At 45.4% G+C, this 11,792-nt stretch carries 7 protein-coding genes; all 7 read right to left on the reverse strand.

Translation table 11 applies throughout. The annotated features are described in order from the left end of the window. Positions 1-13: 13 nt before the first annotated feature. Positions 14-2,035, reverse strand: coding sequence for a transketolase (gene tkt, locus PHG53_02840; protein MDD5380563.1), 2,022 nt, complete (start codon positions 2,033-2,035; stop codon positions 14-16). A 222-nt stretch (positions 2,036-2,257) separates the two neighbouring features. After that, complete coding sequence (locus PHG53_02845; protein ID MDD5380564.1) at positions 2,258-5,275, reverse strand: LamG domain-containing protein; 3,018 nt, start codon at positions 5,273-5,275, stop codon at positions 2,258-2,260. 543 nt (positions 5,276-5,818) lie between these two features. Then, positions 5,819-6,961, reverse strand: coding sequence for a lipid-A-disaccharide synthase (lpxB, locus tag PHG53_02850; GenBank protein ID MDD5380565.1), 1,143 nt, complete (start codon positions 6,959-6,961; stop codon positions 5,819-5,821). Between the two features lie 476 nt (positions 6,962-7,437). Beyond that, positions 7,438-8,586, reverse strand: a complete 1,149-nt coding sequence (gene hxsC / locus PHG53_02855; GenBank protein ID MDD5380566.1) for a His-Xaa-Ser system radical SAM maturase HxsC — start codon at positions 8,584-8,586, stop codon at positions 7,438-7,440. A 9-nt stretch (positions 8,587-8,595) separates the two neighbouring features. Next, entirely contained in the window at positions 8,596-10,053 is a 1,458-nt protein-coding gene (gene hxsB, locus PHG53_02860; protein ID MDD5380567.1) for a His-Xaa-Ser system radical SAM maturase HxsB, read from the reverse strand. Positions 10,054-10,083: 30 nt separating this feature from the next. Beyond that, the gene (hxsD, locus tag PHG53_02865) at positions 10,084-10,455 is read right to left on the reverse strand and encodes a His-Xaa-Ser system protein HxsD (protein MDD5380568.1); all 372 of its coding nucleotides are present in this window, start codon (positions 10,453-10,455) and stop codon (positions 10,084-10,086) included. A gap of 7 nt (positions 10,456-10,462) precedes the next feature. Continuing rightward, complete coding sequence (locus PHG53_02870) at positions 10,463-11,083, reverse strand: PKD domain-containing protein (GenBank protein ID MDD5380569.1); 621 nt, start codon at positions 11,081-11,083, stop codon at positions 10,463-10,465. Between the last annotated feature and the right edge of the window lie 709 nt (positions 11,084-11,792).

Genomic DNA, 11,792 nt, shown 5'->3' on the forward strand with positions numbered 1-11,792 from the left:
CTTTAATTTTTTACTATCTGCCTAATTGTTTTTTCGCAGCCGCGATGACCGCCTCTGAGGTAATGCCGAACTTTTCGTAGCAGGTTTTATATGGCGCCGATGCGCCGAATGACGACATCCCGATAAAGACGCCCTTGTCGCCGAGCCATTTGCCCCAGCCCATCTCCACGCCGGCTTCGATACCGACCCTAACCTTAACGGCCGGCGGAAGGACAAACTCTTTATATTCCGTGCTCTGCTTTTCAAACAGCTCCCAGCACGGCATACTTATTACGTTCGCCTTGATATTTTCTTTCGCCAGCCCTTCTGCTGCACATAAGGCAATGGAGACCTCCGAACCGCTTGCCAGTAGGAGAACATCTGGCTTGTCAGTCCCGACGAGGACGTATGCGCCTTTATTCAGGTCTTTTGCGGGGCCGTATTTGTTCTGGTCAAGTACGGGCAGCCCCTGACGGGTAAGCAGCATGACAGCAGGTTCTTGATGCTCTAAAGCGTACTTCCACACCTGTGCCGTCTCGTTTGCGTCGGCAGGCCTGAACACATTCAAGTTCGGTATCGCCCGAAGGCTCGCCAGATGCTCTACCGCCTGATGCGTGGGCCCATCTTCGCCGACGCCGATACTGTCGTGGGTGAACACGAATATGGTCGGATACTTCGACAAAGCAGCCAGACGAATTGCCGGCCGCATATAATCGCTGAATACGAAGAACGTCCCGCCGTATGCCCTTGTCAGGCCGCTGATGGAAATCCCGTTCATTATAGCGCCCATTGCGTGCTCTCTTATGCCGTAACGAATATACCTGCCGTCCCGCGAGTCTTTTTGAAAGTCTTTGGCTCCGGCAAATCGTGTGTTGTTCGAAGGCGTCAAATCCGCAGAGCCGCCCAAAATCAGCGGCAGTTTCGGCATTACCGCGTCTAGGGTTTTTCCCGATGCCTGGCGTGTCGCAAGGGATGTGCCTGGGTCAAATTTCGGCAATAGCTCATCTAAATTGACGCCCAACTTACCTGCGACACCGTCACGGAATTGCTGCGCAAGCTCCGGATGGCTTTGAGCATATTTTTCAAACATTTTATTCCATTTTCCTTCAGCCCGTTTGCCTCTATCGACGGCCTTGCGCATGTGGGCGAGGGCTTCTTCCGGAACAACGAAGCTCTGCTGGGGGTCCCAGCCGAAGTTTTCCTTAACCAGTTTGATTTCATCTGCACCAAGAGGTGAGCCGTGCGCTTCGGAGGTGTCCTGCTTGTTTGGGCTGCCGAAGGCGATATGCGTTCGCAATTTAATTATCGTTGGCCGGTTCTTTTCCCTTTTGGCTTTTCTTAACGCCTTCTCAAAAGATTCCATATCGTTACCGTCACCCTCGACTGGTATAACGTTCCAGCCGTAGGCTTTATAACGCTTCGCTACATCTTCAGTAAAAGAAATCTTCGTATCACCGTCGATTGAAATGTGATTGTCATCGTAAATAACAATCAGGTTATTCAACCCCAAATGCCCTGCCAGCGAACAGGCCTCTGCGGATACCCCCTCCTGCAAATCGCCGTCACCGGCGATTACATAAATCATATAATCGGTAACGGGGAAACCTTCCCGGTTGAAATAACCTGCCATGAACTTTTCAGCTATTGCCATTCCGACCGCGTTGGAAATTCCCTGCCCTAACGGCCCTGTAGTAACTTCAATACCGAGCTCGGGGTGACGTTCCGGATGCCCCGGTGTCCTGCTGCCCCATTGGCGGAAATTCTTCAGTTCTTCCAGGCTCAAAGGGAAGCCCGTCAAATGCAGCAGCGAATACAGCAGCATACTGCCGTGTCCCGCCGAGAGGACAAACCGGTCCCTGCCCTGCCATTGCGGATTAGCCGGATTGCATCGGAGGTGTTTCGTCCAGAGAATGTATGCCGCCGGCGCCATTCCCATCGGCATTCCCGGATGGCCGGAGTTGGCCTTCTGAACCGCATCAACGGACAAAAACCGGATTGTTTGAATGCAAAGCTCATCAAGCTCGGACAGCCCGGGGTTTTTAACGGATATCTTCATTGTTATATTCCTAAAATAAGGGTTTCTAATGTATCTTTGTTGGCAAAACGAAGGAAACAGGGTAGCTTAAAACAGTTGTATTTGCAAGGGTTTTATTGCTTTGATAGCTGGTTTGGAGCTGGAAGCGCCAGCTTGACAGTGCCTTTAAAAACAGCCGAGGCCTATGCCGATTACTCGGCATAGGCCCCGGATTGGTGCAAAGTCTATGTCATCTCGCATTGATTAGCGAGGATACATCTGCTCGGTAAGCCATCTATCAACTAGAAGGGCAAAGTCTTTGAAGTTAATCCTTCGTTGGCCTTTCGCTTGCTCACCAATGTACGGAGGTGTTTCATTAGCATCATACACCTCAGCAGATGACGGTATCGGAACCCACAGCGAGCCGTCTAAAGGAGTCAGGTCAGCCAGATATGCTACCTCATTGGGCTCCAGACAGCGATCGTAGATGCGGACTTCGTCGATGTAGCCGTAGAAGGCCTCTGGGCAATTCGGCCAGGCGTTTTGATCCTGGGTTACGCCGATAGTCAAGAAAATGTTGGCGTCATCTCCGCGGCTGAAGTGCCATGGTCCGGTATTTACTTGTCCGCCATTGAAATAGAGCCTGGCTTGGCTGTTTGCGTCTTCCGGGTTTTGCACAGGATTCGGAGGATTCGCATACGTGACAGCCACGTGCACCCACTGGTTGATGTACCGCATCATTAGGTCATCCGCACTATACACATCCTCATTTCTTGACCGTATAGCAAATCCGCCCTGTTGACCGTTGGTGTCAACTTCAAGCATCCAAACCATGCTGGTATTATCCCAGCCGCGTCTTTTACCCAGTATTCCCTGGGCCTTACTACGGAGATAATCGTCCCAGTATCGCGGCCCTAACCACCTGACCCACGCAGACAAGGTCATTGCGTTAGCATCACTGGCATCGTAGGCACCGAATCCAAGGCGCAAATCACCAAAGGTTGTGCCGCACTGAACCCTGGAGCCCTGTAGGCCGGCCATGTAGATGCATGGGTTAAGCGTATTGCCATCGTAGCCGGGTGTCGCCCATGTGGTGCCGAAATGACTTGGCGGGGTAGTAGCATCGTTCCATGTAGTCCCGATCCATTTAGTTTCGTTGGGCTCGGTATGTACCCTGTTGCCGTCTCCCTCGTTCAGCGGGTAGTATACAACAGGATTACCGTTAAGGCTCGGGTTGCGCGTCGCAATAAGCGCATCCCTGTCAAGCCAGGCGTCTGCCATTGCCTCAATCTCGAGATAGTCTATCACGCAGTCACCGGCAGGGGCGCCAGCTGGAGCGTAGTCAAAGGGAACAAAGTCGGCATCGCGCTCCACAAGGGCGCATCTGGTAGCATAAATCTGAATATCCTCAAAGTACACTGTGCCTTGGCCTCTGGTGGTTGTATCGCCGAAGCCGATAATAATCCTTGAAACATTAGAAAGGTTGATGCTCGGATTTTTATCTTCGAATTCCGCCAGGGCAATATTCCACTCTTGCCACTCTTCTGCCCTTATGTCGTTCATATCGCCTTTGTATAGTACTTTCGCGGTATTCGTGCCATCGGTCAGTGTCACATACATCTTCTCAGTGACGGCATTGGTGGATATGCCATAGAACCACATCGTCAGTGATTTGGCGTTCATCCCAAGCCAGTTCTTGTCAATATGCAATTGAGCGTCTCCGGTGCCGAGGTCCGCTCTGACCTCAGAGAAGTATGGCGTGAGGTTGTTTCTATACCAATACCGCATCGAATACGGCCCGTCACCGTGGTTCGGGTCTGTTGCAGCATAAACTCGCGCCTTAGTTACGGGTGTACCCTGGGTCGTGGTATCCTTCCAGGTATCAACAATCCTGTCAGGCCATGTGACGTCATACACATGATTAAAGTTGTCCACGAGAGAGTTCGGAGATGTCGTAAAGCCCCAAACCTCACCCTTATAAACATTTAAATCTCCATCCGTTTCATCGACACGCCAATAGTAGGCTGTGTCTAACGCGAGGAAGCCGGCGGCGCCATATGGGTCATAACCGGTGTTCTGGCCAACAGTGAGCCCTGGGCCAATCAGCAGGGGTGAATTTTCGTCGGCATCGTTGACATCGTTGTAATCAGTGCCGAGATATAAATCGTGATAATCAACGTCTTCGCCGTTTCTCCATTTAAGGTCCGTACGTACGGGTACGTTTTCTGTCCCATCAAACGGCACCGGACGGTGGGCATATGGTGTCTCGACAAATGCTATAAATGCGTTCGGTTCCACCTGTAAGGCGTTGACAAAGGCAAAAGGCTGGGTTTCAGGACTGTTTGGCCCCCTTTCGCTTGTCAGGACAATCCTGCCAAATTCATCTGAGGTGGCTCTTCCCCAAAAGGCCCACTTCCAGAAATCTTTAGAGGCGGAGAGAGAATAGTTGTCCTGCAGAGGCTGATTTACCGCTCCGCCCATGAAATCGGTATCAAAAAGAGGTGTGCCGTTGGCAGACCATTCAGCGACTCGATTAGCATCTCCGGTGCTTTGGGCGTCCCATGCCCATATCATTATGTTGCAGTCTCGGTTGATGCCAAGTCCCCATAGCGTGATTGTAACTCCGCTTGGCCGCACCCCAAAGACAAAATCACGATATATTTTTTCGCCTGCCCGCGGGGAATAATAGCACGGGTCGCCAAGCATCAGGGGTGAGCCGGCGTATCTCGACCATCCGCCGCAGGGGTCATCGCGTCTGGTTGAGTTAATGCTGCCGCCGAGGTCAATTGTGATACCATTTACATCGCTGCCGGTGTCTTCGAGGGTAAACGCAACAAAACTGGTATGTGTGTTTGGGTCGTTATTATCCGGCGTGTAGTTAAGGTCCAGCCGCAGTACGGGTGGTGTAGTTACAGCGTCGGTGGTTGCGGAGCGAGCAAGCGCCCAGCTGGTCATATTCAAAGCGCTATCACGTGCCCTAACCCTGAATGTATGCACAGTACTCGGGGTAAGGCCTGTAGCAATGTAGTTGGTGTCTGTTTGCCATGTGCTGCTGGCTGCGGGGACATCGGAGCACTCAAACAAGTACTGTATAGGAATACTATTGGCTTGATCCAGAGCAGTTACGGAAGCCATCTGAATTGAGGTTGGCCCAAGTGTTATCGGGACAATCCGCCACTTCGCAGGGACCGGCCTTGGAGCAGTGGTATCTGCGCCGTAGCTGCTGCATACCAGGCTTAGCACCAGGACGAGAGTGGCTAAAAACAGAAACTTTTTATACATGATATTCCTCCTAAAAAATAAAACCTTAAAATTATTCTCCAGTTATGCGCAAAAATATCATTTTGTTTTCAACAAGCGCAAAAAACACACTTTCCTTGTGCAACGAGCACCAAGACTTTCACATTAGTCGGCGTTTGTCTCAAACAACCTTTAACAAAACAAGCGACAAAACCCTCACTGAACACTGTGCTTGTTTAATTAACCCTTCTGCCTAAGAACCCAAAAATCCTCAAATTTCACACATCTCATTTAAACAACAAACCAGGCAAATGTCAATAGAAATCTGGCGAGTTATGAAATTTTTATAGGACCGCTGACAGGCTGTTATTTTGCGCAAAAACAACATCATTTTGCGCATGGCCATTATGGGCACAACAGAGAAAGGTTTAAGTTGTGTGTTTACAGAAGGTTATAAATGTTTGTGTTTGTAGTCCAATTCAACGGTGCGGTCCAAATTTGGTTGCCTCGCGTCCACCTTCGAAAATATTACGGTTTTCTTGTTTTGGATGGGGGCTATTAATACTGAAAAGCCGGTTTTGGTGCTTAGCTCAGCATTTCGACCGCTATTCGTGCGACTTCACTGCAGGCTTTTTTCTGAACCAGCGGTTCAGCCAGGTGGATAAGCGCATCGCTGGTTTGAGCCAGTTTGTCACTATCTTCCAGAAGCAGCTCTATAGTTGCCAAAACAGGTTTAATAGAGCTGAAATACGGCATAAATTCCGGCACTAATTCTTTATTTGCCAGGATATTGACCAGGGACAGGTATTTTGTTGTTAGCAGCCATCGCCCGAGCAGATGCCAGAGGGTTTTGCTGGATTGATACATTATTACCATAGGACAGCCGACTGCTGCGACTTGCAGGGTGGCGCTGCCGCTGGTAACAATCGCAAAATCGGCATTGCGGGCTGTTTCGCAGACTGAGCCGATGGCGTATTTGCACTGAAAACCGGGAATTTGAGCGTTTTTGAGGGTTTTTTGCCTGTCGGCGTCAACGGCCACGGTGGTGAAAGCGGCATTGGGATATTTTTGCTTCAGGCGGATTGCTATCTGCTGCATCGGGACCCAGAGCGTGTTTATTTCGGCGGCTCGCGAGCCGGGCAGAATGGCGAAATGGGCGTTTTCAGCATTAAAATCGAGGTATTTTTTTCTATAAAGGGTCAAAGGGGGGCTTAATTCATCGAGGATGGGGTTGCCCACAAAGGTTGTATCGATGCCCCTTTGGCTGAACCAGTCCTGCTCGAAAGGCAGTATGCAGCAGAGTTTATCGCAATATTTTTTCATTTTTCTGATGCGCCAGCCGGCCCAGCTCCATAACTGGGGGGCGACGTAGAAAAGGGTTTTAAGGCCGGCTTTTTTGGCGGCTTTGGCGATGTGGAAGTTGAAGGCGGGGGAATCGCAGACGATAACCAAGTCAACATTATTGCTTTGCAGGTAACGAGTTATGCGTTTTATGAGTTTGTAGAAGAAGCCGGCCTGGGCGAAGGCGTTGTAAATCATAGCGGCTCTGGCAACGGTGGTTTCGAGGAGGTGACAGCCGGCGGCGGCCATTTTGGGGCCGCCTACGCCGACGAAGTCGATGCTGTAACTGCTTTGCTTTAAGGCGGTTATGAGGGCTGCGCAATGGGCGTCGGCGCTCGGCTCGGCGGCGCTTATAAAGATGCGATAGGTTTTATCTGCTTCAGGCATAAGCTATCCGCCACAGGCGGACAAGGGTATTATCGAGATTTAAAGGGTTTGGGCAAGAGTTTGTCGGCAGACGAAGGTAAATTTTGTAAGATATCTTTAGCCAAGAGAGCTTTAAGATGGGGGGAATGGGTAATTGGGGGTAGCACCAAACGCGCAAGTTGGTGTTTTTAGGTGGGTGTAAAGTGGTGGAAATTGCTAAAAAGCGCTAAAAATGCGCGCAAAAGTGAGACAAAATGCGCAGAAAATGGTTGAAATTGCAGTGAATTTTTTACCCCCTTGCGCAAATGATTGATTTTTGCGAATATGTAAAAAATCAATCAAAAATCCGAAGCACTAAACTCGAAATCCTAAACAAATTCAAATTACCAAGATACGAAATTCAAAACGGGAAATTAGCCGTGAAGAAAAATTAGACGCAGATTACGCAGAGGTTTTTTTACTGCGCGCGGTCTGCTGTCTATGCGTATGCTGTCAAACTATAGTGGACGGATATGCTTGCTATGCCATATTGTCGAAGATGCAAAAAAGCCTCCACATGTTTCTCCTTGAGAGCAATCTTTACATTCTTTGAGATATATATTTTTCCAATCAGAAATACTATGTACTGAAAAAGACCATAAGGACCTGTCTATCGTACAAAGCTGATGATTATAAATTGAAACATTAATATTATGTGAGACGAGTTCTTCGACTGCATCGTTCAGTTGGTGTGAATAATCAACCGGGTCAATCCAGATATCCTTGATATTGAGTTTAGCTTTTCCAATCGGCTCTAATCCCATAATTGCAACATGGTCAACAAAAGGAAAGTTTCTAGCAATAAAATGTCCCCAGTCTGGAAGTCGCTGGTAATTTTGCTTAATAATAACATTGCGTATTTCTATGTGCTGATCACAACGTTTCAAGTTATAGATACCTCTTATAGTTTGATCAAAAGCACTATCTGACTGAACAATAAAATTATGCAGATACGCTAAATCTGCATACAATGGAATTCCAAACAAAAGACTTGGGTGCCCAATTTGTAGGAACTCACGGCAAAGTGACATATAATTAAACATCCTTCCATTTGAAAGAATATCTACTGCTGTATTCGGCAAATAATTCTTGCATAGAAGGATAACTTTTAGAAGATCATCAGGGTATAAACTCGGTTCACCACCACTTATACCCAGATTTTGAGTGTCCATACTCATCAAGGGAATTGCTTCTGACCACGTGTCTAATAAACAACCTTTTTTTACTCCAGGTGATGGCTGAGGACAAATAATACAGTTACAATTACAATCATCGGTTAAAAAAATAACATTGGACGTGGAGTCCTTTCTATAAAGAACAGATAGGTTTCCAGTCTTTGGAGAGTATTCTATTATATCACCCTGTTTTAGATAGTTTAACTCTTCCGGCAAATTGATAATTTTATGATAATCACAGTCGTTTGCGGGTTGAATCCCATTTTTAAGGATGTATAACAAAAAACCTTCAGGAAAAGATTCCATTTTATCCGCAATCAACAGCGATTCTTTTGCGCGCAATGATTTTGGCAAAGAATAATTTTCATTTATTCGTGTAATAACAGGAATACCATCTGACTTATTTTTGATGTGTGCACAAAGTTTTAGCATATAACTTATCTAAGCCCAATAACGTAAAACCTTCGCTGCTTTTTTATTATCCTCTAAAAGGAGAATAAGATGTCGAATGACTTCATAATTTTTCCTGCAAAAGTCACTCGTAGGTTTATAACCAATGATATCTCCTTGCATTCTATAATGCCTGACAGGATCGCTCCCACAATAAGGTTGAAAACCACATTCATAACATTCAGGCATGCCTTCTGTCATTGTTGTATTAATTGTGTCAAGCAAGAAGTCAGACAGCATGATCTCTTTGAAACTATGTTGTAGAAGGTTTCCTATGCAAAAGAAATCATCTCCCATTGCAGAAAGCATCCTTGCCTCGTCGGAGGGAAAAACCCGTCCGTCATAGTTAAATACTATTCCGCTGATGCCTATACCGGCTGGAGATTGCAAATCAACAAATCCGGTAGGGAATGGTGTTAGCATTTTTCTTAGGATGAGCGAAGAAAAATCTTCACGAAAGTTTATTCCTGAATAATTAAGTTCTAAGATATATGCCAAAACACTTTTGTAAAATTGAATCCATTCGGTTATATCATAGCTGAAGTCATTATCTTCACTACTTGCGAATCCGTAAGGATTTATTACTCTCAGAAAAATAGATGAAAGACCTTGTCTTATATACTCATCCACAATTTCGGTAGGATATTTTAAACTCATTTTGGTCGTGGTCATTAACGCGGATAATTTATCAGATCCCAGAAATTCTTTGACCATAGCTATTCCTTCTATGGTTTCATTATAACTATCTCCTCCATATCGAGGACGATTATGATTGTGCAACTCTTTGTGGCCATCTAAAGAAGTAGATATATATACTTGGTGTTCCATACAAAACTGTAGAATTTCGCGCGTCATATTTGAAAGGTTTGTCGTGATAACAAATTGAACATCTCTTTTTTCTGAAAGATTTTTGTGAGTAGTTCTTTCTATAATATATTTAACAACATCGAAATGCAATAAAGATTCACCGCCCTGAAACTCTACCTTAATAGCAGGTGACGGGCTTTTAAACATAAAGTCTATAGCTTTATCAGCAATCTCCTCCGTCATATCAAAACCTTCATCTGATTTTGATCTATGAGATACTTGGCAGTAAATACAAGAATGGTCACATCTTCTTGTTGTTACAAACATAAAAAGGCTAGTGAACTGACGCAAAAAAGACATCTTTGTGCGGTACTTCGTTGATAACATATCCACAGACACTGTTGAGTCTCTATCTAATAGAAAATGCCTTGATTTCAGTGAGTTGTACAGTTCGGAATCGTAGGATAGATTATGTTTGATCAGTGCTTCAAGTTCTTGGCGGTTTACTACAAAATACTCTCCCGCAAAGTTTGACAAAAAATATTTCTCTGGGGCAATATGGGAAAACCGGAATGGTAAAAGACTATAATTGTCACAAAACTTTGTCCTATGGTCAGTTAATAATTTTTCTAAGCTTGGCATGATCTAATTTTGGGCTCAAGATTCTTTTCATCAAGCATCAAAAGAAGCTATCTTTTTAGGGTCCAATCTGTAGTTAGCATCATCTCCTTCTTGGTCAATGAGTGAAGTCGCGGAAAAGGCCTGCGCTAACAGAATATTCCTAATATCCTTGGTTTCCTCTGATACTAATTCTCTTAATTCCTGATCCAGAACTTCGTTGTAAAATTCTTCTCCGATATTGAAAAAGCTAACATTGGCGTTCTTGACCTCAAAAGTTATAGCTATTTCATCCTGACTTTCCTCGTCAATTTCAATATAGTACTTGTCCCCGAATTTGTAAGCAGCTTTTTTAATAGAGATAAGGCTATAGATATTTCTATTTAATAGTACCTTGCATTTCTTATTATTTGGATTTTCACTCATTACGCTATTATGGCTTTGAACGTTTGCGGAATTTACTTAAAAGCCACCCTCCGAGAAACGCCGCGACACTAAACCCGAACCACTTTACATGACTTGAACTATTATTATTCGTCTTTAAACTAGGGATATTTGTGTCCTTGCTGATATTTGCCGCTTTGACCGAAACAATTTTTGCCTTAGTTGATGTGCCGCCCACTCCAGTTACTTTTAATGTAACGGTATATTGCCCCGGTGAACGATAAATATAAGTTGGATCTCGTTCATCGCTTGTATTTCCATCCCCAAAATCCCATAACCAACTGGTGATATTTCCTTGTGAACGGTCGGTAAAACGGATTTCTTCGGAAACATCCTTGGGTTGCGGAAGAAGAAAGTCAGCAGTAATTTTCTCACCCTCTACGGTAATATAACCTATTTTAGTATTAGAAGTACCTTGACCAGCAACTTCAAGTTTTACGGTATAGCCACCTGCTACCTTGTAGGTATGTTTAGGATTTTGCTCGGCGCTGAAACTGCCATCTCCAAAATCCCATAACCAACTGTCGACGCTCCCTGTTGATTGATCAACAAAACAGATTTCTTCCAGAACAGCTAAGGCTGATTTTGATATTTTGTAGTCTGCTTTCAACGCTACTATAGGGGTTGTAGGTGTACTTAAAGTTGTAGGTACACTCGGAGTTATGGGTGTGCTCGGAGTGAACGTGGTAGAAGAATAATGAGAACTATGTGAGCTTGAACGATGGGAAGAATGCGAGCTATGCGATCTATGTGAACTGTGGGATCGGTGAGCAACCCATATACTTTTTGGACTATCTGCTTCCCTCAATACTAAAGCACCGGGTAAAAATTTCTTATTAACTGCACTAACAAATTGAACCTGTTTCTTGGTGTCTTGTATTATGCGAGCAATAGGCGAATCAACTTTTGCTGTTGACGTTAAAGATAACAATGTGGAAGTGGCCAAAGCAGTTCCACCCAGCTTAGCCCAACTTGAACGGTAACTGCTCCGCGGTATGTGTCCTTTCTGGTGTTACATACGCACAACCTTTAGCTTAGGTCACAACGCCTCTATAATAGAAAGGATAACTAAGTTTACATAAAAAGCAATAGATAAATTGTATACTTATTATTCCGCTGCAATATTGCGGGGGCGATTCATTTATGATTTGCGATTTGGGAGTAAATTTTAAGCGTGTGCAACCCCCAGCGGACAACTTTTTGCGCCAAGTGATATAAGTCCTTGCGCCCTAAGAAATTCGCCTTCATAATACTCCTGAATAGAATTCCTTTGAAAGGAGATGTTATGGAAGGCGAATTATGGAAGCGATTGTACGGGC

The sequence above is a fragment of the Phycisphaerae bacterium genome (assembly GCA_028714855.1).
Taxonomy (GTDB): Bacteria; Planctomycetota; Phycisphaerae; order Sedimentisphaerales; family Anaerobacaceae; genus CAIYOL01.